At 29.2% G+C, this 26,964-nt stretch carries 21 protein-coding genes and 2 pseudogenes; 19 read left to right on the top strand and 4 right to left on the bottom strand.

The window, feature by feature from the left end:
* Positions 1-144: 144 nt before the first annotated feature.
* Positions 145-690 (bottom strand): annotated as a pseudogene (locus ACREV6_RS21515) (protein phosphatase 2C domain-containing protein).
* A gap of 433 nt (positions 691-1,123) precedes the next feature.
* Here ACREV6_RS21515 and ACREV6_RS21510 point away from each other — a divergent pair.
* The 13 genes from ACREV6_RS21510 to ACREV6_RS21450 all read left to right on the top strand — a co-directional run bounded on the left by ACREV6_RS21510 (position 1,124) and on the right by ACREV6_RS21450 (position 19,252).
* Positions 1,124-1,888 (top strand): hypothetical protein, encoded by a 765-nt coding sequence (locus tag ACREV6_RS21510; RefSeq protein WP_431580098.1) that lies wholly within the window; start codon positions 1,124-1,126, stop codon positions 1,886-1,888.
* A gap of 422 nt (positions 1,889-2,310) precedes the next feature.
* Complete coding sequence (locus ACREV6_RS21505; protein ID WP_431580097.1) at positions 2,311-3,414, top strand: DNA cytosine methyltransferase; 1,104 nt, start codon at positions 2,311-2,313, stop codon at positions 3,412-3,414.
* Between the two features lie 47 nt (positions 3,415-3,461).
* On the top strand, positions 3,462-4,250 hold the full coding sequence (locus ACREV6_RS21500; protein ID WP_431580096.1) for a TdeIII family type II restriction endonuclease: 789 nt from the start codon (positions 3,462-3,464) through the stop codon (positions 4,248-4,250).
* 588 nt (positions 4,251-4,838) lie between these two features.
* Positions 4,839-5,078, top strand: coding sequence for a methionyl-tRNA formyltransferase (locus tag ACREV6_RS21495; protein WP_431580095.1), 240 nt, complete (start codon positions 4,839-4,841; stop codon positions 5,076-5,078).
* 69 nt (positions 5,079-5,147) lie between these two features.
* A complete protein-coding gene (locus ACREV6_RS21490) occupies positions 5,148-5,552 on the top strand; it encodes an ATP-binding protein (protein ID WP_431580111.1) in 405 nt (134 codons plus the stop codon).
* A gap of 27 nt (positions 5,553-5,579) precedes the next feature.
* Positions 5,580-5,894 (top strand): hypothetical protein, encoded by a 315-nt coding sequence (locus tag ACREV6_RS21485; protein ID WP_431580094.1) that lies wholly within the window; start codon positions 5,580-5,582, stop codon positions 5,892-5,894.
* 291 nt (positions 5,895-6,185) lie between these two features.
* Positions 6,186-7,820, top strand: coding sequence for a DNA cytosine methyltransferase (locus ACREV6_RS21480; protein ID WP_431580093.1), 1,635 nt, complete (start codon positions 6,186-6,188; stop codon positions 7,818-7,820).
* Between the two features lie 18 nt (positions 7,821-7,838).
* Positions 7,839-9,281 carry an ATP-binding protein gene (locus ACREV6_RS21475; protein WP_431580092.1) on the top strand — a complete coding sequence of 481 codons (1,443 nt, stop codon included), beginning with the start codon at positions 7,839-7,841 and terminating at the stop codon, positions 9,279-9,281.
* Between the two features lie 10 nt (positions 9,282-9,291).
* On the top strand, positions 9,292-12,015 hold the full coding sequence (locus ACREV6_RS21470; RefSeq protein ID WP_431580091.1) for a Z1 domain-containing protein: 2,724 nt from the start codon (positions 9,292-9,294) through the stop codon (positions 12,013-12,015).
* Positions 12,015-12,953: a PD-(D/E)XK motif protein gene (locus ACREV6_RS21465; RefSeq protein ID WP_431580090.1), complete on the top strand. Its 939-nt coding sequence runs from the start codon at positions 12,015-12,017 to the stop codon at positions 12,951-12,953. The genes ACREV6_RS21470 and ACREV6_RS21465 overlap by 1 nt, the downstream gene beginning before the upstream one ends.
* The gene (locus ACREV6_RS21460; RefSeq protein ID WP_431580089.1) at positions 12,944-15,019 is read left to right on the top strand and encodes an AIPR family protein; all 2,076 of its coding nucleotides are present in this window, start codon (positions 12,944-12,946) and stop codon (positions 15,017-15,019) included. Before ACREV6_RS21465 ends, ACREV6_RS21460 begins: the two co-directional genes overlap by 10 nt.
* A 485-nt stretch (positions 15,020-15,504) precedes the next feature.
* Entirely contained in the window at positions 15,505-16,896 is a 1,392-nt protein-coding gene (locus ACREV6_RS21455) for an McrB family protein (RefSeq protein WP_431580088.1), read from the top strand.
* Positions 16,865-19,252 carry a DUF2357 domain-containing protein gene (locus tag ACREV6_RS21450; protein WP_431580087.1) on the top strand — a complete coding sequence of 796 codons (2,388 nt, stop codon included), beginning with the start codon at positions 16,865-16,867 and terminating at the stop codon, positions 19,250-19,252. Before ACREV6_RS21455 ends, ACREV6_RS21450 begins: the two co-directional genes overlap by 32 nt.
* Before the next feature lie 509 nt (positions 19,253-19,761).
* Here ACREV6_RS21450 and ACREV6_RS21445 read toward each other — a convergent pair.
* Positions 19,762-20,958 carry a hypothetical protein gene (locus tag ACREV6_RS21445; protein WP_431580086.1) on the bottom strand — a complete coding sequence of 399 codons (1,197 nt, stop codon included), beginning with the start codon at positions 20,956-20,958 and terminating at the stop codon, positions 19,762-19,764.
* A 256-nt stretch (positions 20,959-21,214) separates the two neighbouring features.
* Between ACREV6_RS21445 and ACREV6_RS21440 the strand changes: the two genes are divergently transcribed.
* Positions 21,215-22,414 (top strand): DNA cytosine methyltransferase, encoded by a 1,200-nt coding sequence (locus tag ACREV6_RS21440; protein ID WP_431580085.1) that lies wholly within the window; start codon positions 21,215-21,217, stop codon positions 22,412-22,414.
* A 106-nt stretch (positions 22,415-22,520) separates the two neighbouring features.
* Positions 22,521-23,309, top strand: coding sequence for a hypothetical protein (locus tag ACREV6_RS21435; RefSeq protein WP_431580084.1), 789 nt, complete (start codon positions 22,521-22,523; stop codon positions 23,307-23,309).
* A 174-nt stretch (positions 23,310-23,483) separates the two neighbouring features.
* Here ACREV6_RS21435 and ACREV6_RS21430 read toward each other — a convergent pair whose 3' ends face one another.
* Complete coding sequence (locus ACREV6_RS21430) at positions 23,484-23,741, bottom strand: hypothetical protein (RefSeq protein WP_431580083.1); 258 nt, start codon at positions 23,739-23,741, stop codon at positions 23,484-23,486.
* A gap of 475 nt (positions 23,742-24,216) precedes the next feature.
* Here ACREV6_RS21430 and ACREV6_RS21425 point away from each other — a divergent pair, with 475 nt between their 5' ends.
* The 3 genes from ACREV6_RS21425 (at position 24,217) to ACREV6_RS21415 (ending at position 25,701) form a co-directional block, all read left to right on the top strand.
* On the top strand, positions 24,217-24,426 hold the full coding sequence (locus tag ACREV6_RS21425) for a nitroreductase family protein (RefSeq protein WP_431580082.1): 210 nt from the start codon (positions 24,217-24,219) through the stop codon (positions 24,424-24,426).
* A 395-nt stretch (positions 24,427-24,821) separates the two neighbouring features.
* A complete protein-coding gene (locus ACREV6_RS21420; protein ID WP_431580081.1) occupies positions 24,822-25,001 on the top strand; it encodes a hypothetical protein in 180 nt (59 codons plus the stop codon).
* Positions 25,002-25,182: 181 nt separating this feature from the next.
* Entirely contained in the window at positions 25,183-25,701 is a 519-nt protein-coding gene (locus tag ACREV6_RS21415) for an SF0329 family protein (RefSeq protein ID WP_431580080.1), read from the top strand.
* A 7-nt stretch (positions 25,702-25,708) separates the two neighbouring features.
* Here the strand turns inward: ACREV6_RS21415 and ACREV6_RS21410 are convergent.
* Positions 25,709-25,894, bottom strand: a pseudogene (locus tag ACREV6_RS21410) (NUDIX domain-containing protein); the annotation flags it as partial.
* Between the two features lie 73 nt (positions 25,895-25,967).
* Here ACREV6_RS21410 and ACREV6_RS21405 point away from each other — a divergent pair.
* On the top strand, positions 25,968-26,954 hold the full coding sequence (locus ACREV6_RS21405) for a BtrH N-terminal domain-containing protein (RefSeq protein ID WP_431580079.1): 987 nt from the start codon (positions 25,968-25,970) through the stop codon (positions 26,952-26,954).
* Positions 26,955-26,964: the final 10 nt, after the last annotated feature.

Here is a 26,964-nt window from a genome sequence, read left to right as displayed (position 1 = left end):
GTTATTTTCTGTCCTATTGGTAATGGCTTTCTCATCACCAAACCACCTTCTTTATTTATTTTTAAAACTCTCCTACTTTTTCTTTCGGAAAAGATTCTTCCAATATGTTTGAAAAATACTCATAAGGAAATTCAAAGCACAAGCTCAATAATATAAGGTTGTCAAACCTATTTGGAATATACATAGTTCCCATACCGATCTATAATAACATCCAGTTGTAGTAGTGAAATAAGTATGGTTTTTTGTCAGTGAATTGCTTGGATAAGATAAAAAATGCAGTTCATTATTTTCTATTTTTCCAATCATTCCATCATCTAAATGTAAAACAATATGTCTTTTGTCCTTTATTGCAACAAGTAATAGTGTGGATGCAAATTTTTCTACAGTGCAATTATATTGAAACGTAGCTTTCCTAAGTTCCCGTAGTACAGAACTTAAAACTTTATATTTTATTTTTTAAGAATCATTTTCTTCATATAAAGACTCAAAATTATCTGCCATATATTCGCTTGCTTTTTTTACTGCAATATTAGCTCCAATGTCAGCATAATTTGCTATTCCTGCTCCATCAGCAAGAGCAATACAGCTTATATTTTCCCTTTGTATATAAAATGTTTTATCTTGGCAAGAACAGTTCATATCTCTATGTACGGTTCCCTGAATTTCATATCTTCCTATATTCCAATTCATACCTCTCTACTCCTTTGAATTTTCCCATTGGGTACGCCACTCTTTTTTAAAACTAATTTTGTTCCTTTTATAGAAAATTTATTTACATTTGTGTCCCCAAATATTCTGCGTAACCACAACATTTTTTTATTTTGTGACTTTATCATATCAGCGTTAAAATTATATCTGTAATTTTCATTCTCGTGTAGGTAGAATACGTTTATGCTAGTTATAAATATCATGGATTAATATGGTAATTCTATTGCCGTTTCTGTCCCATTACTACACAACCCCCAAGTAACCCCATATAAAGAAGGTGCAAATTTAATATCATTTAATCGCCTTGTAATTAAAATAATGGAGCAACAGATATTGTACGCTTCACTACCAATATCTGAAAGGTGCCTGTCACCTTTCAAAAATTGGAAATGAATTTTCAATTTTTGTTGCTTTAATGAAAGTTTTGGATAATAAAAAAGATTTAAATGATATGCATAATAGTGCGAATAACATTAATAATTTATCTGATAATAATATTCTATATGAATTTAAAGTAAATAGTGAATCTGAAAATATAGAAAATCTTGAAAACTTGATTATAAATAGATATAAAGGTTTTTCTAGTTTATTTGACCCTTTGGAAGATAAAGAGGATAAATTTATAACAAAACAAGAATGTGAGGAAGAAAATGCTGATAATTTAATTAAAGAGTTATCTGAAATAAAACCAGGCAAAGAACATGCTATCATATATCATAAATATATTCCTAAAGCTGTAAATTTTATATTTAAGGATTTTTTATTACGACAAAGAGTTGAAGCTGAAATAAATGAAGGAAGAAAGCGAATAGATATTATGTTTGATAATTTAAAAGAAAAAGGATTTTTTCATGAATTAAAAAGTTGTCATAATATATTTTGTCCTAAAATCATAATTGAATGTAAGAATTATTCATCTACTCTGTCAAATCCAGAAATTGATCAACTTATTGGAAGATTTAGTAATCATATAGGCAAGTTTGGGATTCTTATTTGCAGAAATATTGAAGATAGAAAAAAATTGATTATAAGATGCAAAGATGCTTTAAATAGTGGACAAGGGTATATTATAGTTCTTTGTGATGATGATATTAAGGAATTATTAAATTATCGACAAAAAAGTGAATTTGAAGGTGTTAATAATTTTTTTAGAGATAGACTTGATGAGCTTATATTATAATGAGATTATTTTCATAATAAGAAAATGTAAATTTGCTAAAAATATTTAATGTGTTGGTAAAGAAGACAAAAGTGATTCCATTGCACTAGATTAGCATAACTGTATTTGTGTAAGGGGCATATGGGTGCGGTGTATTTAAAATTGATCCTAATGATGTATCAATTTATTTCAGAAAACTTCTACTGACTAAAAATATTTTTTCTTAACTACTTATAAAAGTTGAGATATTAGTATATAATATCAATATGAGAACTAATGTTCTATCAATGGACGTTAGAACAAAAAAATGGCAAGATTATAAGAGCCGGAGAAGTATTAGCGATATAGGTTAGGCTAACGGAAAATAAATAGTAGTGGACCTATTAAGAATAAAATGTTATAATAGCTATAGTAATAAATGTACATAAGAAGGGAAGATTTAAATGACAAATACATTAAAAGCAGTATCTTTTTTTACTGGAGCTGGTGGTTTAGATATTGGTATACATAGAGCTGGATTTGATATAAGGTTATGTGTTGAAATAGAGAAAAAGTATTGTGATACTTTAAAATTGAATCACCTTAACTGGAACGTTCGAAATGATAATATTATGAACTATGATAAAAATAGAATTTATGAGGAAGCAGGATTAGCGCTAGGAGACCCAATAGATTTAATGTTTGGTGGCAGCCCTTGTCAGAGTTTTTCGACCGCTGGAAAACGACAAGCCTTCGGAGATGTTCGAGGACAGGCGATGATTAAGTATGTAGAGCTAATTCAAGAGGTGAAACCAAAAGCTTTTTTATTGGAAAATGTTAAAGGTTTGCTTTCTGCAGCACTTAAGCATCGTAAATTAGAACATAGAGGAAATGAATTTGAATCTTTAAGTGATGAAGAAAAGCCAGGCAGTGTATTAGCCTATCTTATGAGTTATTTCAAGGGTTATAATGTAAATATGAAGGTTATTAATGCTGCTGATTATGGAGTAAGTCAAAAGCGTGAAAGAGTTATTTTTGTAGGAATTAGAAAGGATTTAAATAAAAAATTTGAATTTCCAGAGCCTACACATAATTCAGATGGGTCTGAAGGTAAAAGCAAGTGGAGCAGTTTTAAAGAAATTTCTAATAAGTTGCAAGATAAGATAAAAGAGCATCATTATGTAACATACTCGGCAGAAAGACTTAAATATATGAAAATGATACCTAAAGGTGGGGGGAATTGGAGAGATTTACCACTTGATGTTGCTGAAATTGCAATGGGAGGAGCATTTAAATCTGGTGGGGGAAAAGTTGGATTTTTTAGACGTGTAAAATTAGATAAACCTGCACCAACATTATTAACTTCTCCTGCACAAAAGGCTACGAACTTAGGTCATCCTTTAGAAGATAGGCCGTTAAGCATAGAAGAATATTTGATTATACAAGGTTTTCCTATAGATTATAAAATTTCTGGTAGTATCACGGATCAGTACACACAAATAGGAAATGCCGTTCCCGTAGAGCTAGCATATAAATTGGGTAAAGCTATTTTTGAAACATTAAAATAGCTTTACCCTTTTTTTTGTGCAATAATGGTAATGTGGGGGGTGTATAGATGAATATTAAAACGCGAGAAGAAATAAAAAAGTTGCTTTCAGAAATAATGGATAGAATTATTAAAAATAGGACAGTTAATAAGCCTTTCAAGGCTGAGGAAATAGAGTTGCAAAACCCATTTGGTTTTCGACTGGTTCCTATGGAAATTTGGAAAGGGGCGAAATTTGAGCGTTCTTTTGTAACTTCTTTAGGTCAAGGAGTTTTTGAAAAAGTGGCTAAAATCGTCGCTGAGGGTGTTGGCGCTGTTGCAGTAAATCAATACGTTGAAAAATTAACTATTAATACCTGGAGAAAAGAAAAAATCGATGAAATCTTAAGCTACCAGAGAAAGAGCCAAAGAAATCCAAACTGGAACGAAGAAGTAAAAGAGGTATTAAGTCTTAATAATAATAAATACGAAAATTTATCAGTTAGATTTGATTTATATATAAAGAGAAGTAATGGAAAAGAGGAATTTTATAGTATTAAAACGGTAAAGCCAAATTTAGACCAAACTGAAATTGCAAAACGAGACATGCTTTATACAAAGGCAGGTAAAGAATCAAGCGAAACATACTTTGCATTGCCATTTAATCCAGCGGGTGAAGGTAATGACTATAAGAAAGCACACGGTATTCCTTATAAATTATTTAATATGTCTGAGGATGCTTCAATTTTAATTGGAGCAGCTTTCTGGAATAAAATTGGAGAATCTGCAAATACATATAATGAATTATTAGAGATATTTACGGAAGTTGGGGGTGTGTATTCACCTAAGATTAGAAAAGATTACTTAGGATTAGAATAAAATATGACGCATATAAAGAGCTAACTAGATTAATAGCGGATGAAGAAAAAGGAATATTTAGTTTATGTTTGCTAATGTTTACTGAAAAAGATAGTAAGAACTTTGGAAAAAGGTTTTACTATTTTTTTTTGTAGACAAGTAATGGATAAGGAAGTGGAAGTTTAGATTGAGGATAGAATAATGGAATATTAAAGGCAAAATAAAGATTTAATTACAAAATTTGTAGTATAATGAGAAAGTAAAATTTTATATAACGATTGGACTACAATTATTACTTCCGAAAAGAGATGCGAGACTAATGATTATTATTGTTTTAAATAGATTGATAATGTTTAATTGTGAAACTAAGGAAGCACTATCCTGATATTATTCACTTTAACTAATTGCTTTAATCATACCGGTAGAAACATTGTAAAACAAATTATTAGCAATTTGTTAATTAACATAAGGGTTTATAGTGAGAAAAATGACTAAGTTTGTGAATTATTTGGTTGTAGATACATTTATACACTTCGAGATTTCATAAAATCATCAAAATTGGAGCTTTCATTATGTAATTAATAATTTTAAGAAGGAAAGGTCATAATTATGGCTTTAATAAAAGTAAATGAATTAAAGAAAATGGACAAGACTAGGAATAATGTTCACAAGGTTACCAATGGTACTTATACAGTATTTTTAGATGGGGGGAATAAATACTTTCAGCTAGATACATATGGTTCGGAAAACAGAGAAATGACTGAAAAGATAAGTCAGTCATTTCAATTTGATAGTGAAACAGCAAGGTTCTTAGTAAATCTACTAGTAAAAGAATTTAATATTCGTTAGAGGAGGTGTAATATGAGCACTATTAATTTACCACCATATGCACCAACGCTTATCTAGTCTACAAGAGCAATTGGATATTCTCTTGAAGCTACTATTTCAGATATTATCGATAACAGCATTACAGCACAAGCAACGACAATTACAATTAAATTTTTTCCGGTGGGACAACCATATATTTTAATTTTGGATGATGGGGCTGGTATGACAGGAAACGAACTTAACATAGCTATGCAATATGGAAGTAAAAATCCAAATAAAAAAAGGGAACCAAATGATCTTGGAAGATTTGGACTTGGTCTGAAAACAGCATCATTATCTCAAAGTAGGACATTGAAGGTTATTAGCTTGAAAAACGGTGAATTGTCAGGAAGAAGATGGGATATGGATTTTATATTGCAAACTGGAGAATGGTCATTAGCAAAACAAATTGTGTTCACAATTTGTTCACGATCCTCGGGCGTGTTTATGAGCTAAGCGAATTTGCTAAAACTCCCAAAGGGAATGAAATATACCGGTATGGGTACTATGGAAAGCGGTATTCATAATGTTTTAGCAGGTAGAATGAAACATAATGGAACCAGTTGGAGTAAAAACGGCGCAGAAAATATGGCAAAACTTTTAGCACTGAAACATGAAGGCAGATTGGAAGAAGTTCTAAAAAATTTATATAAAGATATAGAAGAAATTTCTATCAAGGAAAGTATAAGTGAAATGCTAAAGCAAAAATATAATGAAGCTGAATCTGCAATAAAAGAGGCTTTAAAAGGTTCAAAAAAGAAACCTAAAATATACAAGTGCAAAAAAACACATATATAATGTAAGAATTATAAGAAAATAGTTCTTCAATCTGTTTTGAAATCGCTATTTGGGATTAAGCCATTTTCACATTTAGGCTATCGTTAATTAAAAAAAATGGCTTTAAAATACCCTGTATTATTTCGGTCATTTCTAATAATGTAAAATTAAGGAATAGATTGCCTGTAAAATTAAGACAGTAACATTTATGTTGATATTTAACAATATAAAGTATTAAAAATGATATACTTATATTATATTATAATTATAATTATAGTTATAAAAATTTAAAATAGAATAGGATTGATACAAATGAGGAGATATAAATTAGTAGATTTGTTTGCAGGTGCAGGTGGTCTAAGTTATGGATTTTTGCAAACAGGTAAATTTAAAATAGAAATGGCTGTAGAGATAAATGAAAGTGCAAAAGAAACATATAGAAAAAATCATAATAATGAAAATGTTGATATAAGAGGAAATATTTTAGAAGTTGATTTTAATCAGGTGAAAGAAAAATATGGTGATATAGATTTTGTTATTGGTGGACCACCATGTCAAGGATTTTCAAATGCTAATAGGCAGAAATCTACGCTTATATCAAACAATAATAAATTAGTTAAAGAGTATATCAAAGCAATAGATGTATTAAGGCCAAAAGGCTTTGTTTTAGAGAATGTCAAAACAATGGACTCTGAAACTCATAAGTTTTATTTAGCTAAAGAAGATGTCAATGACAATATAATAAACAATCTTAATAAAAAAAATGAGAAAGTTCAAGTTGCAAATAATAGTGAGATTATAAAAGGTGCAAAAGATCTACTATTAGATATTTATAAGGGGAATAAAAACATTAATTTATATTTATTAAATGAAAATGTATTAACATTTATTAAAAATATATCTAAGACAAAACAAATAGATTCTTATATAAATAATAACAAAGGTATATGGAAAGTTACTAAAGAAAATTGGAATAAATATCATAGTACTTTTATAAGCGATAAATATGAAGAACTATTTAATAAGTTATATGACCAATTAAATAGTAACTCTTATAGTGAAGTAGTTGCAATTAGTAATGATATATCAAATCTTCAAAAGTTACTTTCCAAGTTAAAAGAAATTATTGATAATAAGATTATAATTAATAATTTAGATTTAGATGGAGAAAACGTAATATTTGAAATGTTAAGTTATAATATTTTCAATTATGTAAAGAAAAAGTTAATCTCATTAGGTTATGTGGTTGATGACTTTATTCTTAATGCAGCAGATTACGGGGTAGCCCAACAACGTAATAGGCTTATAGTAATAGGTATTAGAGAAGAATTACTGAATGGACAAGAAATTAAAGCGCCTAATGTTATATATACAAAAGACCAATATATGAAAATAGGTGATGCAATTATGGACTTAGAGGATTATGAAGTTTCATTTACAATAGATGAAAGTAGTAAGGTTACAAAATCTAAAAAATTAGGTTATGGAACGTTAAATGGATATTTAGCAGATACAGAAATAATTCCTAATATGACAATTACTGAAACTACAAAAGTCGCAATGAATAGATTTAAAGTTTTAAAACCAGGAGAGAATTTTCATAGTCTTGATGAATCACTAAAGACTACATATGCTCAGCCAGGTAGAACTCAAAGTTCAATATATAAAAGATTAGACTATGACACAACCTGTGGAACAGTTACAAACGTAAGAAAATCAATGTGGATCCATCCTAAAAAAGATAGAGCGATATCTATTAGAGAAGCAGCTAGACTACAATCATTTCCAGATAGCTTTGAATTTGTAGGAACTAAAGATCAACAATATCAGCAAATAGGAAATGCGGTTCCACCTATGCTAGCAAGGGTAATAGCTGAAAGGGTATTGAATCTTATTGGAGATAATGCAATTCAAAGTCTAGAGGAAATATTAAAAGGGGAAAAGTAAAAAAAGGGGTTTTTATTTATGAGAGATATAGAGTTACCACCGTTTGCACCGTTGTTAATGGAGTCAACAAGAGCAATTGGATATAATTTGGAGACAGCAATAGCAGATATACTAGATAATAGTATATCTGCTGAAGCTAGTAAAATAGTAATAAAGTATTCACCATATGATGAGCCATATCTAGCTATATTAGATAATGGGGTAGGAATGGATAAAGAGGAACTAACCAATGCCATGAGATATGGGAGTTATGATTCTACGAAGAAAAGAGAAGAAAAAGACTTAGGTAGGTTTGGGTTAGGACTTAAGACAGCATCATTATCCCAATGTAGACGATTAACTTTGGTTAGTAAGAAAAATAGTATTTTAAATTCATGCAGTTGGGATTTGGATTATATAAACAAAACGGGAAAGTGGAGCTTATTAATTTTAGATGATAGTGAAATCAATCAATTGCCAATGATAGAGGAATTAAACTCAAATTCTAATGGAACAGTAGTTATTTGGCAAGCTATCGATAAAATTAGTATAGATTCAAATTCTTTAAGTGATGTGATGATAGATAGAATGGAAGATGTAAGAAAGCATTTATCATTAGTTTTTCATAGATATTTGGAGGGTGAGAAAGGGATTAAAAAAATAAGTATAACTATTAATGGAAATAAATTAATACCTATTGACCCGTTTTTATCTGAAAAAAGTAATCAGTTATTTAGAGAAGAGGAAATAAAGATAGGGGAACATAAAATTGTTGTTACACCATTTTTATTACCTCATATTAATAGTTTGACAACATCTGAAATAGAATTATTAGGTGGCAAAGATGGATTAAGAAAAAATCAAGGATTCTATATATATAGGAATAAAAGATTATTGATATGGGGGGATTGGTTTAGATTAACGCGAAAAGATGATTTAAGTAAACTAGCAAGGGTAAAAGTAGACATTCCAAATACCTTAGATTCAGAGTGGACCTTAGATGTTAAGAAATCAACTGCGACACCACCATATGTAATCAGAAAGAATTTATCAGCAATTACAGATAAGATATGTAATTCTAGCAAAAATACTTGGAACTTTAGAGGTAAAAAAGAGACAAGCGATGATATAGTACATGTTTGGACTAGATGCGTTAGTAGAGAGGGGATTTACTATGAGGTTAATCAAGAACATCCTTTAATTCAAGAGATAATTGAAACAAGTGATTATAGGAAAACTTTCTTGGAAGTAATCAGAATATTGGGAAGATATTTACCTATGAATCAGATATACTCAGATTTAACACATGATAAAAAAATAAATCAAATTAGTATAAGTGATGAAGAACAAAGTGTTGAGTTATTTTTAAATGATATAGTATCAACTTACGATAGAGAGATAGCTAACAGTTATTTAGATTCATTGATGAGTGTAGAACCATTTTGTAGATATTGTAGTAAAATAGAAAAGTTTAAAAAGTAGGGGTGTTATTATGGTTAATAACAACAATGTTAAGGCGTTTGAAAGTATTATAAAAGGTCAAATTCTACATTTATATAAGGAGAATTCAATTACAGAAGCTCAAGTGTTAGAGATAGCAAATAGAAGTAGAATTATAATTCAAGTAAGTGATGAAGAATTTGAACAAGCAATAAAAAATATACATTCAAATATGTCAATAACAATGGATGAAGGGGTATTGATAAAAGGTGATGAAGAGTATATTGAGTGGTATGATTCAAGAAGAGCAGATATAGAACTTAAATTTTGGGACAGATATAAAGAATATTTAACTATTAAAAAGGGGTGGAGTGAAGGGGTCATAAATACAATTGATAAGGTTTCAAATGATATAGTAGCACTTTTAGGGGATCCAAAGGCGGAAGGTTCTTGGAAAAGAAGAGGGCTTGTAATAGGAGATGTTCAGTCAGGTAAAACTGCAAATTTTACAGCGATATGTAATAAAGCTACTGATGTTGGATATGATGCTATTATAATTTTGACAGGGACAATTGAAAGCTTAAGAAAACAAACTCAAGAGAGACAAGATACTGATTTGGTAGGGTTTGATAGTTTTAAACTTTTAAATGATAAAGGCGTGGCAAATCGAAGAATTGGCGTAGGAGAAATTAATAAGCAAATAAGATTAAATACATTTACTTCAACGAGAAGTGATTTTAGGAGTGCAATTGTTGACAATGTTGGATGGTCATTGGATCAAAATGGGAATACAGCTTTGTTTGTTGTGAAAAAGAATAAGAGAATATTAGAAAATTTGGAGAGATGGTTAAAGCATCATAATGCAGATGAAAATGGCATGATAAATAATTCGGTATTAATTATAGATGATGAATCAGATAATGCTTCAGTAAATACTAAAGAGGAAGAAGATCCAGCAGCTATAAATAAGTGCATAAGAAACTTATTAAAATGTTTTAATAGGCAATCTTATGTAGCAGTTACAGCAACCCCATATGCAAATATATTTATTAATGATGAGTCTTCAGAGAGTGTTGAAGATATTTTTGGGCAGGATTTATTTCCAAAAGATTTTATTTGTTGCTTAGCACCTCCATCTAACTATATAGGAGCGAAAGATATATTTTTGAGTGATGGTAAGTATTATGATTCATTGGAAGTAATAGATGATGCGGAAGAAATAATACCAATTAAGCATAAAAGCAGTTTTCAGATAAGTGACATACCAGACAGTTTAAGAGATGCAGTATATTACTTCATATTAGTTAATGCTGTAAGAGATAAAGATGGAGATACCAATTCTCATAGATCAATGCTGGTAAATGTAAGTAGATTTACAAATGTTCAAAATCAACTTGCAGATTATTTAGGCGATTGGCTTGAGTTAATAAGAAGAAACTTAAATGGATTTGCGTGCTTACCTATTAAAGAGAGTATAAAAAATCAATATATTAAGGACATATATGAAATTTGGGAAAAATACGATTTCGGAAAAAATAGTAGATATAAATGGGAAGAAATAAGAGGCAAATATTTAATAAAGTCTATCTTTACAATAAAAGTTCAAGCTGTGAATCAAAGTACACGAGCAATGAGTTTAGATTATAGTCAATATAAAAATGAGGGATTAAGAGTAATTGCGGTAGGTGGAAATAGTTTATCAAGAGGACTTACCTTGGAAGGGCTATGTACAACTTATTTTTATAGAAATTCACAAGCATATGACACATTAATGCAAATGGGAAGATGGTTTGGATATAGACCAGGGTATGATCATTTATTTAGAATATGGATGACGCCTACTGCTATTGAATGGTATGGAACTATTTGTAGTGCAACTGAAGAGTTAAAGAGAGAAATAAAAAAGATGAACAGGAGAAAATTCACACCAAAAGAATTTGGGCTTAGAGTTAAGGAAAATCCGGCATCGCTTATAGTAACAGCTAGAAATAAGATGAGACACACACAAGTAATAGTACAGGATATAGATATAAGTGGAAGAGTTATAGAAAGTGTAAATATAGAAGCTAAAACAAAGGTGTTAAAGCAAAACTTTAATACAATAAAAGGCTTTTTATCAGAAATTAACGGGAAAAAAATTGAACAAGAGAAGGCAGTCGATTTAATTATTCTGAGGGATGTTGATAAAAGATTAGTTGAAGATTTAATATTTAAACTAATCACTCCGGATGCTAATTTGAATAATCTTGCTTATAATAAGAATACATTAATAGACTATATTGATAACTCTACTCATTTAGGTAAATGGGATATAGTAATTCCTAAAGGAACTAAAAGTGAATTGGAAATAAATATAGATAATAAAAGTTTTTATATTAAAAAGGAAAAAAGAGCACTGACTGAGGAAGGTAAGTTTATTAGTGTTTATAAAAAGAATGGTCGTATCATAACTGGTGGCAGTTTAACTGCAGGATTAAGTGATGATGTTAAAGAACGAATTGAAAATCAGGTTAAGGCAAATGATCCTGAAGAAAAGGTTACAGATAGTGATTACTTATATATAGGTAGAAATCCACTGTTATTTATTCATTTTATAGATACAGCTGATTTTGTAAACAAATCTAGTGATATTGAATTTGAGAAAGATACATTTGCAGCAATTAGTTTAGCTTTCCCTATGACAAGTGAGTATGATAAACAGAAAGCTATTGCTAGATATAGAATTAATACTGTAGCTATTAAGCAACAATTTAGTTATGAGGAGGATGACGAATAATGGATTACAACCATTTTGTTGTAAAGTGGAAATCAGCCTCAATTGATCATATAAGGATAGATAATATGCATCCTCTAGACTTCTATTTATCAAAAGGTGTACATGGCGAAAGTAGATTAGTATTTATAGGAGGATATAGAAAAGTAAAAATTAAGGACTCAGACATAATAAAAGTTGATATTGGTAAAAGATCTGATAATAGATATTCATATAGTTTTATGCTAATGGATGAAAACTTCTCTGATCAATTTTATAGATTATGTTATGACTTAATAGATTCATCAAGGGGATGCGATAAGAATGAGGAAAGTTATAGGTATGTATTAAATTTATTTTTAAAGTGGAAAAGGATGATGAGAGCTAGCGGTAACACTAAGCTTAGCATAGAAGAAATTAAAGGTTTAATTGGAGAGTTAATGATTTTATATAGAGAGCTTAATCTAGGTCGAGATAGTGAGGAATTAATTAACTCATGGCAGGGGCCAGAGGGATATTACCAAGATTTTATCTTTTCAGATACATGGTATGAGATAAAAGCTATAACTAAAAGAAGTGAAAAAATATCTATCTCTTCCGTAGAGCAGCTGGATGTTAACATTGAAGGTATATTATATACAATTACCTTAGATAAAGTTGATAGTGTTACTAATAATACAATAGATTTAAATTCAATAATAAATATGATAAAAGAGAAATTAAAAGACTACTTAACTCAGTTAGATAAGTTTATAGTTAGATTAGATCTAATGGGATACTCTTATTCAAAGGAGTATGATGAGTATATCTTTGAAATAGGAAAAATAAAATCATATTCAGTAGATGATAATTTTCCAAGGTTAAGAAGAAAAAACCTACCAATTGAAATAGCAAAGGTAAAATATGAAATTATTATTTCCTGTATAAATGATTGGTTAGTGGGGGAAGAAGAATGGAATTAGGGGATTATAGAAAAGAGTTACTTGAAGAAATTAGAGCAACTGCAAGTGCAGAGAATGAATCTAAGGCAAATACGTTTGTGAAAACTTTATGCGACTATTTAGTTGATTTGGAGGTAATAACTTCATATGAGGAATGTTTTATTAGTATAGCAAGCGCTAAAGATAAAAGAAAAACAGTTTCAATGGATTCATATGCTTATGATTCGGTAGATAAATCACTAACACTTATAGCGGCAATATACAACGATAGTGATGATGAAGTTACTTTAAGTAAGGGCGATGCAACTAAACTATTTACTAAGGTAGAAAACTTAATGAAAGAAGTTTTTGATAATCTTTTAAATAAAAAATTTGATATGAGTACCAACCAATATGATTTCATAAATGAATTTTCAAACAAACAAGAAGATATAACAAAGATAAGAATATTGATAATTACAGACTCTATCATAAGTAAATCACTCTCAAAATTAGAAAATGGAAGCTTAAATGGGTTACCTGTAGAATATGGAATTTGGGATATTAGTAGATTTTATAATGTTATTGGAACTGGTGATTATAAAGAAAACTTAGAAGTAGATTTCAAAAAATATACTCTAAAGGGGGTACCATTACTATACGCTAACAATGAAGGCAGTAAATATAAATCATACTTAGGGGTAATACCGGCAGAGGTATTAACAAATGTGTATGATGAATATGGAAGTAGATTATTAGAAGGTAATGTTAGATCGTTTTTAAGTGTGAGAGGTAGCGTAAATAAAAATATAAGAAGAAGTATTTTAAATGAACCGGAAATGTTTTTTGCATATAATAACGGTATTTCTGCAACTGCAACCAATATAGAACTTCAATACGTTGGAAATATTGCATATTTAGTAAAAGCTAAAGACTTTCAGATAGTTAATGGTGGACAAACCACAGCATCCTTATCAACTGCAAAATTTAAAGATAAAGCTGACTTAAGTAAGGTGTTTGTACAAATGAAACTAACAGAAGTTGAAGGGGCAGATGCTCTAAAAATAATACCTCAAATTTCTAGATGTTCTAATAGTCAAAATAAGGTTAATGAAGCTGATTTCTTTGCGACAAGTGGGTTCCATATTAGAATGGAACAAATATCAAGACGTATGTATGCACCTGCAACAGGTGGTAATCAATATGATACACACTGGTTCTATGAAAGAGCAAGAGGACAATACTTACAAGAGCAATTAAAAATGACACCATCACGAAGAAATACATTTACTAATCAGAATCCAAAGAGCCAGTTGATTACAAAAACTGATTTAGCTAAATATATAAATTCTTGGGATGGATTACCACATACTGTTAGTAGAGGCGCTCAGGCTAATTTTTTAGCATTTGCAAGTGAGGTTGATCCTAAGTGGAAAGAAAGCAATGAGATATATAACGAACAATATTTTAAAGACACTATATCCAAAGCTATTTTATTTAAAAACATAGAAAAACTTGTATCATGTCAGACTTGGTATCAAAATTCATATAGGGCTAATATTGTAACATACTCAATTGCATTATTTGCTTATAAAGTAAAAAGTCAACTTATAGGATATAATTTTGATTTTTCTAAAATATGGAACAACCAGGAAGTACCTCAAGATATACTAAAAGTATTTATTGAAATTACAAAAAAGGTATTTGATAGCATTACTGAACCTGGTAGAGCTATATTGAATGTTACACAGTGGTGTAAAAAACAAATATGTTGGGATCATATCAAAGAAATTGAAATTAATTTAGATAACAGTATTTCAAAATACTTGATAGGTGGATTTGAAAAAAGGAAGAAAGTTTCAGAAGGTAAAAAAGAACAAAAATTTATGAATGAAGTAGAAGCACAGACAAAAGTAATATCATTAGGAGAAGTTTACTGGCAAAGAATTCTTAAGTTTGGTAGAGAAAAAGGATTAATTAATAATGAGGATGAGAAAGTGTTAAGTGTAGTAGTAGCGATAAATGCAATAAGAATACCTAATAAAAGACAATGTAATCAACTATTTAATTTAGTAGAAAGGTTGAAGGATGAGGGATTTATTTCATAATTAAGTATTGTTTAGGAAGATTACTGTGCAATAAAAAAACATCCACTAAGTTCAACTTTTAGAATCATCTTGAAATGTTGAAAAAATTGGAAATATAGTGGATAACTTATGTTAGCTAAAGTTAAAAATATTAAAAAATAACTCATAAGGGATAACTTCAAGAGTTATCCCTTATGAGTTATTAACAAGAGCTATATTTCGTTTGCTTGTAATTTTTATTGTTAAGATAATATCTTATGAGTTGATATTTGCCACTATTTTTAAATTTATATACATATGTAATTAGGATGAAAGAGCTGAAAATGATTTAAGCGATAGGATAGTTAATGAATTTACAACTAATAACTATAAAGAACTAAAAGGAGCTTTTTAAAACAGTCAATTTTAAAATTATTGTCTAACAAATAAATTAATAATAAGTTGGCACATATGGGTTAATAGGAGTACATATTAAACAATATATATATATCTAAGGATGGTGTATTATGGCATTAATAAATAAAAACAACCTAACCAGAATCGATAGAAAAACAAATAAAACTCATAGTGAAGTTGCTGGCTCATATACGATCTTTATTAATGAGGATGGTAATCAGTTTTTGCAAATTGACACATTTGGTTCGCCGGATAGAAAAATACAAGAAAAAGTAAGCCAAACAATACAATTTGATAGAGAAACTGGAGAGTTTTTATTAAATTTATTAAGAAATAATGAAAACTTAGTGATTAATAAAATAGATGAGTTGCATGATGTGGAAAATATTGAAAATGAAATAAAAGATATTCGAAATTGCATGAAAAGTAAATCCTTTCTTTATTCCAATAAAGCACTTTCTAATTTCTACCTCTCCCTAAAAACGAAACCCTTCGTTATTCTAGCGGGTACTAGTGGATCGGATAAATCCAAACTTGTAAGATTATTTGCACAAGCAATTGGCGCAACTAAAGAGAATGGAAGATTCAACATGATCTCTGTTAAGCCAGATTGGAATGATAGCACTGAACTTTTAGGTTATAAAAACATAAATGAAGACTTTGTGCCAGGCAAACTTACTAAAATTATTTATGAAGCTTCTAAGGTTGAAAATAAAGACAAGCCCTATTTCATTTGTCTTGATGAAATGAATTTGGCTAGGGTAGAGTATTATTTAAGTGATTATCTAAGCCTTATTGAGTCTCGTGAAGTAACTGATAGTGGTGAAATTAAAACGGATAAATTATTTTCTATAGATTATTTAGGTGAGAATAATTCTTATAGTTATTTTTGCATTCCTGAAAATATTTATATAGTAGGGACTGTAAATATGGATGATACTACTTTCGCTTTTAGTAGAAAGGTTTTGGATAGGGGTAATACTATTGAGTTTTCAGATGTAAATCTACAAAGTCTTGATTTTTCTGATGAAGATGTTCAGTGTAAAGTTTTGAATAATAACTTCTTAAAGACTTTATTTTTAACTATTAAGGATGCTGTAAGGTATGATAAGGATTATGTAAATGAAATTAATAATAAGATTATAGCTATAAATTGTATTTTAAAGATAGGAAACAAGCATTTTGGGTATAGAGTTCGTGATGAGATAGTTTTCTATATGCTTGAAAATAAAATAGCTGGGTTACTTTCAGAGGATAATGCCTTTGATTATCAAATTATGCAGAAGGTGCTACCTATAATTACTGGCAGTGAATACATAGTAAAAGAAATACTTATTCAGCTTTTTAATTTTTGTAGTCCAAGTGGTGAAATAGCTGATGGTACGGAATATTTAGAAGCTGCTGAAAAGTTTAAAGACAATGCTCTATATATTGAAAGTGCAGATAAAATTATAAAGATGTTAAGAGGTTATGAAGATGGTTTCGCTTCTTTCTGGGGATAATGTAAATATAATTTCTATTAAAACAGATGATTTTACACTGAATTTTATGGGTAGTATAAGCAATAAAAAAGCTGAGGCAATTAAGGCCAATTTAAATACTCCAGCTTTTATAAAGGTCATAAGTGATGAGTATTTAGACGTAGAAACAAAAACACTATGCACAAATGGAGAGCTTGAAGTAAATGATGGGTATAATATGTTTCCTTGTTTTTTTGAGGATGGTATTTACCAAATTTGGCTAGAGAAAAATACTGAAAGTAATATTGAGATATATCACATTAGCAGTGATATAAGAAAGAAAATTACTCCTATTGGAAATAATCTTATAGGGGCATTCTCATTCAGTGGAGAGATTGGGTATTCTACTTTTAAAATTAAAAAGCAGGGCAGAATAGTCTTAGAGCTTACCATTGAAGTTTTTCCAACAAAAATGGATTATAGAAAAGATTATTTTGAAATAATGAATGATGTAAATGAGGAGATTGCTTCTTTAGCTTTTGAATTCCTAGGTAAAACCTATCATAGTTCGGGCCTTTCTGATGTTAAACATCAAACAGCAGCGGAGTTTGTTAATATCTTAAAGATTATATTTAAAAATTTAGAGAAAGCTTTGATTCGTATTGAGAGAAATCCCAAGCATATTATGTTAAATAGCGATGTGGTTAATAAATTTGAGAAAGCTAAGAAACCATCTAGAAATTCATTGAATTATTTAAGGAAGCATCCTCATGTATTAGCGAAAATTAGTAGGGGTTTTATAAATATTAATGAGGATAAATATATACCTACGAAGTTACTAGAAAATAAGAAGATCACCACCATAGACATATTTGAGAATAGGTATGTAAAATATATTTTAAAATCTATAATAAAAAGGCTCTCTATAATTAGAAATACTGTGCAAGTAAGTTATGGAGTAGATAATGAATATTATATTTTAATATGTGATTTGAAAAAGAAGTTAGAGTTTCATTTGAATTCATTTTTCAGGAATATAGGTGAGTTAACTGGAAGAAAGAGTATGAGCTTAGTATTTCAGATGGCTCCTGGATATAAACAGGTTTATTATAATTATACACTTTTGAAAAAAGGGCTTACTCTAAGTGAGGATATTTATAATATAACTCCTAAAAAGCTTTGGAAGCTTTATGAAATATGGTGTTATATGAAGCTACATAATATTTTAAAGAATATTGGCTATGGAGTAGAAAACTATGGAATTATTAGAGTAACAGATAATGGATTGTCTCTTTCTCTAATTCAAGATAAAGAAGCTGGCATGACTTATTCTAATAATGAAGGAAAGAAAATAGAACTATGGTACAACAAAAGCTATTCAAAGCTACCAACTGCAAGCCAAAGACCGGATACGGTTTTGTGTCTTAAAAGTTCAGACAATGATGAAAGAATTTATATATTTGATGCTAAATATAGGCTGTGTGTAGAGAGTAATGGTGATATAGGACCTATGGAGGACGACATTAATGTAATGCATAGATATAGAGATGCAATTGTTGAAGAATTGGGTGAAACTATGCAATTTAAATATAAAACCTTTGGTGCTTATGTTATGTTTCCATATAGTGATGAGAGTAAATTTTCTCATCATAAATATTATGAAAGCATTGAAAGTGTCAATATAGGTGCTTTCCCCATGCTTCCAGGTAGCACAAATTTAATTAGAAAGCATTTAGAGAAAATATTATGTCTATCAACCATTGAAGCAAAGCAGGAAAGAGTTGCAGTTGATGAATTTGATGATTATGCAAAGTTTAAGCTTGAAAATGTTATGGTGGTTAATGTGAAGGATGAAGAGCATTTAAAGGCTTATGTTGAAAATAAGTTTTACCATATCCCTGCAATTAGATTGTCTAATGTTAGGCTAGGCGTTGCGTATTTAGCGTTTTATGAATCTAAAAAATCCTTTAGTGAAAGTAGCGGCATAAATTTTTATGGCAAAATAAAAGAAGTTAAAAGATATAAACGCGCTATGTGCACGGAAATTCCAGTTAAAAGAGGTAATGAGGAAGAAGATTATTTAAGGTTTGAATTAGAAGAATTAATTGAAATTAAGAATATTAAACCTGTGGAGTATGGAACGCAGCTCATTACATATACAACACTTTATTTGCTTAAAAATGCAGGGAATATACATGAGCTTAAACTTAAAAACAGGGATGAAATTGAACTTTATAAACTTTTGAAGAAAATATCAAAGGAAAAGGGACTGAAACTTTTGAGAAAAACGGACTGCTATGTTTTAGATGGGAGAGTTATTGAGATGCTTTTGCATGGGGAAGTTAGAGTTGATGGGAGGATAGTTGAGGCCGGGGAGATTGAGAGGGAATGTCTATAACAAATTAGAATACAACTTTGAAAGCATATGCATTTAAAAATAGAGATTAAATTGCTGAAATTTATTATGTATCATAGGTATGCACCCTAAGATAATATAGAATTTAACAAAATAGTGGAAGAATAGAAAATTGTCATATTGGTGACGGTTTTCTTTTTCTATTCACTGCAAAACCTTAAATAAATTTGAAGTAGAACCTCATCCTATACCTTGATAGATATTGTTCCGTTTCAGAGAAATGCAAATTCCTACATTAGTACATAATCGAATGACAAGAGATATGACAAAATAATGTAAAAATAAATATATTGCTTGGGAAATAAAGTAACAGAACAAACTATAATGATAGTATGTGAAAACTTTGCAGTATTTTAATTAGAAAATAAGAAAGTTAAGAGACTCCAATTATGAGAAATCTCTATTGAATTGAGTACCTAAGTATTTCAGTACTTCTATAGTAATTAATTTTTAAGAAAGCTTTTATTTATTGCTGAAAATATATAATGTTACTATTTGATTTTATACTTCGATAAATCAATATCTTGTTTCTTCCCAGGGACTCTTAATGTAAAGTTACCATTTCTGTTATATATTAAAATATGCCAGTATGTTGTAGGACCTTTCGTCGTAGTAGTCATATAGGGAAGTATCTCTTGTATTAGTTTATAGTTTATTAAATATATATTAAGATTCAAACCGCAACCAAAAGCAACAAATGACTTAGGTAATTCATTTAGAAAATTAACATGCTGTGGATATATAGAAAACCAAAACTTCTCACTTCCAGTTTTCATAGTATAACTTTTAGACAAGGTTAGGATAATACCGGTACTATTATCGGAAGTTATATAGGATGCCTTTGTTTGTTTTATTAAATTATTGTTAAGGTATGAATTAAGTCTATTTATAGATTCATCATAAAAATCTATTGGAAATGTTAAGTTCATTTTTATTAAAGCTTCACTTTGAAAATCTATAGAACTCTTATCTTTTAGAAATAAATCATTTTGACTTATTTCTAGATCTTTTGCAGTGGTAGTAATTAAGTCAACAAGTTTATCAATTTTTGTATATTCCATAGGTCTTAATATGGAATTAATTTGTTGAAAGGTTTTAGCATCATTTAAGTTTTCTTTAAGATATAGAAGGTTTATTAGAGCATTTACGCTAATTAGCCTTATATCTCTAGAATGTCGTGAGCCAATAATTTGATCCTCTAGATCGCCTGTATCAAATCTTCCAACAATAATTAATATAGATGAGTTTTCAAGTGCAAAATTCTTTTGTTGAATATATTTATGTCTATATTTGGTGATATCATCAAGATTAATTCTATAAGCATCCGTTGTTTTTACTTCAACTACAATATTATATTGATCTTTGGAAACCCATATACCATCATAGCCTATTGCATTCTTAACACCTCTATATCTCCCATATTGTATTTCAAATCCTAGTCTAGATCCGATTTGATTAACTATATCTTGAAGTACATATCCACTACCCAGAAATTTATCTAAGAGGCATTCATTTGCATACTCATCTAGTAATTTAGATGGTATTTTAGATAATAAATCACGAAATTCCAATGAAGTTTTATTTCCATCTTTAAGGGTACCTTCACCAGTAATAGCTATAATTTGTTGAACTTTTTTTGACCTGAAAAATTCATTATTAGTATCCCATAAAGAAGAGATGGATACCATACAATCACCCCGAATCAGAAATTTTATTATTTAAAATAATTATATATAACTTTCTTACAAATAATAGAAGTTAGAATTAAAATATTCCTTCAAACATTAATAGTTTGGTCAAATAGCAATATATTAATCATTTTGATATAAATCTTAGTAGTTTCCATATTGATGTTTATTTCAAAGTTCGGGTAAATCATAAAATTACTTAACTTCGGATAGTGGATAGTTCAGTCTGAATTAAATATTAGTATCATATAATTTAATGTTAACAATATTATGTGAGGTAGTTTATATAAATGTCGGGGCAATCCATTCATATATTTCATTATTTAGTAGTGCAGGGATAGGATGCTATGGTTTTAAAGAAGAAGGGTTTGAATGCATAGCAACTAATGAATTACTTGAGAAAAGACTTAAAATACAGAAGTATAACTTGAAATGTAGGTATGATAGTGGTTATATATGCGGAGATATAAAGGATAAGGATATATTCAATAAAATATTATCAGAGATAAATCTTTGGAAAGAAGTTCATAAAATAAATAATATTGATGTTATAATTGCTACACCACCATGTCAGGGAATTTCAATAGCTAATCATAAAAAAAATAGTGATGAGATTATAAGAAATTCGCTTGTTATTGAGTCACTAAAGGCTATAAAAATAATTTCACCTAAGTTATTTATTTTAGAAAATGTTCGCTCATTTTTAAAGGCAATTTGTACAGATATAGACGGAAAAGAAAAAAAGATTAAAGAAGCCATAGAAAGCAATCTTTCAAAAATATATGATATATCTTATAATGCTATGAACTTTAAATCTTATGGATGTCCTTCGAGTAGAACAAGAACGCTTATAATAGGGGTAAGAAGGGATTTAGCGTATATTAAACCTTACGAACTTTTACCTAATGAGTCAAGAGAAATTACTTTAAAAGAAACTATAGGGCATCTTCCTTTACTAAAAACTATGGGGGAATTCGCTCCAAATGATATATACCATAATTATAAAAATTATGATAAAAGAATGATACCGTGGATAGAAAATTTGATAGAAGGTCAATCAGCGTTTGAGAATAAGGAGATAATTAGAATACCTCATACTATTAAAGATGGGAATATAGTGTACAATAAAAATAAAAATGGAGATAAATATAGAAGGCAATATTGGAATAAGGTAGCCCCTTGTATTCATACTCGAAATGATATACTATCAAGTCAGAATACAGTGCACCCTATTGATAATAGGGTTTTTAGTATAAGAGAACTTATGCTAATGATGTCTATACCGTGTAACTTTAGATGGACAGATTTATCTGATAAGCAAATGCTTCAATTTACAGTAGAAGAGAAAAAAAAGTTTTTAAAGAGGGAAGAAATAAATATAAGGCAATCAATAGGTGAGGCAGTCCCAACAATAATATTTAGACAAATAGCACACAAAATAAGAAAAATCATATGATGTATATGTAAGTAATGTTAGGAGTTGTACTAATACGGATGATTATATTCGTAAGCATTTAAGTAAAAATAATCTAAACATAAAAATAACAAATGATGCAAGGTTTATGGACCAAAAGGTTACTCCAGATGTAGTTTGTTTTATTGCAGATACAGTAGTAAATTATTTGCATAAAAAGAATGATAAAAACCTAGAATTTACAGTAAAAGATATTTGGGATTATGATTATTTTAATAATAATGTAAAAATATTATTTTCTAAACCTGATGTTAATGAGAAAAGCGCGCAACACGAATACGATAAGCTTATACAGCAACCATTGAAGATGCTAAGCTATGGGAAAATACTAAAATGTGAAAAAAGAGAAAATAGAAACTATTTTCAGGTGAATGAATACGATATACTTGAGTATATATCATTGAAGGAAATAAATGCATATAATTTTTTAATTATATATTTAAATAAAGTTTTAAAAGATAGTGAAGTAATAACATACTTTAATAAGTTTAGAGATAATAACACAAAAGAAGAATTTCAAGAATTAAAGGAAATATTTATTGATTTTATAATTAACTACACCAATATAAATGGAAGACAAGAAGCTAGTAGAATTTTGACAAAAATTATTAATCCATATGCAGTATTTTATAGAATACATGGAACAGAAAGAGGCCATTTTTCAGCAAATATAATTGAGCACTCCGATTTAATATATAATAGAAGAAATTGGAGGGACAAAGGCAAGGATAAACAGGAAACAAGGCAAACTTACGCACAAGAAAATTGTGAAACAAGAGAAGAGTACAAAAATTATTATATTGAAAATGCAAAGCAAACAATTAGAAGACTACATAAATGTAGTGAGGTTATGGACGATTGTTTTACAGCACGTTAGCAACTACCTGGGGTTTAATTACAATTAAACGATAAATTTTATTGAGCTAGTTGAAGTGATATTGAGTCACTAAAACTAGCTTTTAAATTTGTAAGATTAGATATTAACGTAGATGAATTAGAAAGTGGAATAACTCATGATGCCTTTTGATAAGATGATAAACAAAAGAGAATATCAGTCACCTTTTTTAGTTAAACCCATTAATTCTTTAAATGTATATTCAGCGCCATCTAGTTCTAGGATTTTTATGTTATTATCAATTGCAGCTTTTAATAGAGAGTATATAAGGGAGTTTCTTGTTATCTGAATAGTTTTATCATATTTCTTAATATTCTCTAAGACTTTTGTAATGTTAATTAGGTGGTTTTTATTTATCTTTAGATTTACATACTTAAACTTTTGACATTCGAATGCTGGTAATTTCTCTGACATTTTATACACCTCATAAATTGTTTATATAAACATAATATGCTGATGTGTGATTTTTGCCACAGGCTTTTGCATGGGAATATATATCACTTTTTACATATGTATTAGTATAATCTAGCGTGTGATATTTTACATAATGCTAAATAGAAAGTGTAGCACTGATTATCAATGTAGAAATAAAAACCCCACACAGAAGCCGGTAAAACCACGATGTAGAGAATAAATGATAGAAAGTAATTCCGTTTCATAATATCCTATAAAAAAATTACAAATAAAACAATAAATGTTCCAGTATATTTAACGTTATGGCGTTTTCTAGATAGGTTTTTAAATTTGATGGGTATCTGTAAGAAACAAACCTTAAACCATAGATGAAATGCATGCTATAGAGATGTTTTAGAAATATTAATAATAATACAATAAAATCAAATAAAGTTATAAATGTAATATAAAGAATAGTATTATATAGTAGTAACTAATGAAAAAATTATCTTCCATTACTGTATACCATAATTGGGTGGTAGATGCCCCGTGTTTGATAGCAGTCTTTCTATATAACAAATTTTTAGACGATAAAGTGCCAAGTATTTACTTGAAACATGCTCAATCAATCGGAGCTGCAATACAAAACATACTACTTGCTGCACATGAACTTGGTTTAGGTACTTGCTGGATTGAGAAATTTTAAAAAATGAAGATAAAGTACGAGAATTAAATTACCCTACAATTCTTAGAGTTCATGATGAAAGGCCATATTTAGCATATAGAGAAGTGCCAACTAGCGGATATATTAAAGTATACAGGGGTGGAAGATAGAGTTAACTTCAACTCAGGGTAAAGTTAATAGAATGGGAACTTATTATTGGTATTTACTTGGTGTTTACTTTGCTAAGGTTTATATAAGTTTACTGTAGAGTGCTACAATGCAATATTATATAAGCGCTGATATACAAGGGTTTTAAAAATATAGTTTAGTTTTAAATAGGCTAACTACCTGACTCATAATCAGAGGCTGTAGATAAAACTTTGAAAAGAAGGCACATGGTGATTTAAAAAGAAAATATTATTTTTGAAGAAGACTTTATGAAAGATGTGAATAGAATTAAAATGTGGAAAGCTTTTTTAAGAAAGATAAATTCAGTCAATATTGAGTTTGATGAAGTTATGAGAGAAATTATAATATTTATTAAAACTATTTATGATGTAATTGTTCATGAAGAAGAATTTTTGAGACACCATTGTGTTATTCTTATGAGGGATTAGCAAAAGAAATTAAAACACATATAACACTTAGTGGTGACATATAATCACGCTATATGTTTAGAGAAGATATAAACTATAATTAAAACATTACTATAGACGATATTGAAAACAATAGCTTGAAATATAAGGAAGACCATTTATATGAATATCAAAGTGAAAATGTAGCATCTAGGAGGTTTATATGCAAAGAAAATGGAGTAAAGTTAAGAAAAATTTAGAAAGTTTTATATGTGAGGCACTTAAAGACAGGGTGAACTTTTTTGTTGTAAATTACAACAAAGCACATGATGGGTTAGGAAGAGCATATATAACTGTTGATAAAAAAGAAATATTAAATATGTGTACATATATAGCAGAGGGGAAGCAGCATATCAAATATAATGAATTAAGATTTTCAGATGCCAATTATAATATGGATAACTATGATGAAAACAGAAGAATTTCAGATGAAGCACATGAATTACTTAAAAAAGAAGGCGTTTTTGGACAATATGATTTCTTTGACGCATTAGAAATCTATTTTAGTGCATCAATTGAACAATCGCTAAATTCAGACAATATGCTTATTAAAATTTTTGCACTAATTGATAGGCGAACAGGAAAAAGAACATTAGAGAACTTAAAAGACTTAATTAAAAACGAGTCAGAACTTGTTAACTATTTCTATAAGTTAAGATGTGAAGCCGAGGGGATAGTATAAAAGTAAGACAAGCAAGCTCTTCTTTTATTTCTCTTTCAATAGCTTCTTTTAAAGTCTCACTACCTTCTATTTTACCACCAGGAAATTCCCACATGTTTGGAATGACCATTTTTGGAGAACGAAGAGCACATAAGATTTCATTATTTTCATTTTCTATAATAGCTCCTACAACTTTAATAATTATTCGTAACATGACATGCTGTTGTCATATTATACTTGGTATAATAAGTAAAAAGAATTTACATTATTAGAAGAAAGGAGATATTATGACACATTTAATTAAGAGTATTAAACCATTTATCGGCCTGCATTGTGAAACAACTGCGACCGGATCATTGCTAACCCAAATCGGAGTTCAGCTCTCTGAACCCATGATTTTTGGTATAGGAGAGGGACTTGGTTTCATATTTTGGAATATGAAGATAATGGATTTACCTTTTATTGGTGGAAGAATTAAGCCGGATGCTTTAACTCAAAATATTGCAAGAAACTTAAATTTAGAATTAGAAGTTGAGGAAACGGCATCATCAAAAAAGGCTTGGGAAAATGCTAAAAATAAAATTGATAAAAATATTCCCGTTGGGCTCAAACTTGATTGCTATCATTTGGATTATTTTACAAATAAAATACATTTTGCAGGGCATTATGTAACCATGTATGGGTATGATGAAATGTTTGCTTATTTAGTAGATACCAAACAACAAGGTAGTAAAGTAAAAACTTCGCTTAAAAGCCTTGAGTTGGCAAGAAAAGAAAAAGGTCCGATGTCTTCAAAAAATTTAAGTTATACAATACAAAGTGTGAATAAAGATTATGACCTAAAAAAAGCAATTATGGTTGCTATAAGGAATAATGCTAAAGACTATCTAAACCCACCTATAAAAAATATCGGATATAAAGGAGTGCTAAAAGCCAGTGAAGAAATAAAACAATGGTTTAGAAATAGCAAGAACATTGAAAGTGATTTTAAAACAACGGCAATGTTGATGGAAAAAGCTGGAACTGGTGGCGCTCTTTTCAGAAATTTATACCGAGATTTCTTAAAAGAAAGTTATGATTTACTAAAAATAGAAAAACTAAATGATGCGTACAGAATGTTTGTAGAAATAGCACTTTTGTGGACAAAGGTTTCTGATTTATTTGAAAAGACCTCAGAAATGAAAAACATCGATTATATAAATCAAGCGTCCGAAATTTTGATTGATTTGTCCCAAAAGGAAAAAAGCGCGATGGAATTATTATTAGAAATATAAAGTAATACAT

This window comes from Clostridium sp., from assembly GCF_050717515.1.
Taxonomy (GTDB): Bacteria; Bacillota; Clostridia; order Clostridiales; family Clostridiaceae; genus Clostridium_AD.
This window is presented reverse-complemented; position numbering and strand designations above follow the sequence as displayed.

Excerpts from the sequence above, each read along its gene's own strand:
- ACREV6_RS21510 (WP_431580098.1), top strand. The coding sequence starts at position 1,124 with ATGAAAGTTTTGGATAATAAAAAAGATTTAAATGATATGCATAATAGT.
- ACREV6_RS21505 (WP_431580097.1), top strand. The coding sequence starts at position 2,311 with ATGACAAATACATTAAAAGCAGTATCTTTTTTTACTGGAGCTGGTGGT.
- ACREV6_RS21500 (WP_431580096.1), top strand. The coding sequence starts at position 3,462 with ATGAATATTAAAACGCGAGAAGAAATAAAAAAGTTGCTTTCAGAAATA.
- ACREV6_RS21495 (WP_431580095.1), top strand. The coding sequence starts at position 4,839 with ATGGCTTTAATAAAAGTAAATGAATTAAAGAAAATGGACAAGACTAGG.
- ACREV6_RS21485 (WP_431580094.1), top strand. The coding sequence starts at position 5,580 with ATGAAATATACCGGTATGGGTACTATGGAAAGCGGTATTCATAATGTT.
- ACREV6_RS21480 (WP_431580093.1), top strand. The coding sequence starts at position 6,186 with ATGAGGAGATATAAATTAGTAGATTTGTTTGCAGGTGCAGGTGGTCTA.
- ACREV6_RS21475 (WP_431580092.1), top strand. The coding sequence starts at position 7,839 with ATGAGAGATATAGAGTTACCACCGTTTGCACCGTTGTTAATGGAGTCA.
- ACREV6_RS21470 (WP_431580091.1), top strand. The coding sequence starts at position 9,292 with ATGGTTAATAACAACAATGTTAAGGCGTTTGAAAGTATTATAAAAGGT.
- ACREV6_RS21465 (WP_431580090.1), top strand. The coding sequence starts at position 12,015 with ATGGATTACAACCATTTTGTTGTAAAGTGGAAATCAGCCTCAATTGAT.
- ACREV6_RS21460 (WP_431580089.1), top strand. The coding sequence starts at position 12,944 with ATGGAATTAGGGGATTATAGAAAAGAGTTACTTGAAGAAATTAGAGCA.
- ACREV6_RS21455 (WP_431580088.1), top strand. The coding sequence starts at position 15,505 with ATGGCATTAATAAATAAAAACAACCTAACCAGAATCGATAGAAAAACA.
- ACREV6_RS21450 (WP_431580087.1), top strand. The coding sequence starts at position 16,865 with ATGAAGATGGTTTCGCTTCTTTCTGGGGATAATGTAAATATAATTTCT.
- ACREV6_RS21445 (WP_431580086.1), bottom strand. The coding sequence starts at position 20,958 with ATGGTATCCATCTCTTCTTTATGGGATACTAATAATGAATTTTTCAGG.
- ACREV6_RS21440 (WP_431580085.1), top strand. The coding sequence starts at position 21,215 with ATGTTAACAATATTATGTGAGGTAGTTTATATAAATGTCGGGGCAATC.
- ACREV6_RS21435 (WP_431580084.1), top strand. The coding sequence starts at position 22,521 with ATGGACCAAAAGGTTACTCCAGATGTAGTTTGTTTTATTGCAGATACA.
- ACREV6_RS21430 (WP_431580083.1), bottom strand. The coding sequence starts at position 23,741 with ATGTCAGAGAAATTACCAGCATTCGAATGTCAAAAGTTTAAGTATGTA.
- ACREV6_RS21425 (WP_431580082.1), top strand. The coding sequence starts at position 24,217 with ATGAAAAAATTATCTTCCATTACTGTATACCATAATTGGGTGGTAGAT.
- ACREV6_RS21420 (WP_431580081.1), top strand. The coding sequence starts at position 24,822 with ATGAAAGATGTGAATAGAATTAAAATGTGGAAAGCTTTTTTAAGAAAG.
- ACREV6_RS21415 (WP_431580080.1), top strand. The coding sequence starts at position 25,183 with ATGCAAAGAAAATGGAGTAAAGTTAAGAAAAATTTAGAAAGTTTTATA.
- ACREV6_RS21405 (WP_431580079.1), top strand. The coding sequence starts at position 25,968 with ATGACACATTTAATTAAGAGTATTAAACCATTTATCGGCCTGCATTGT.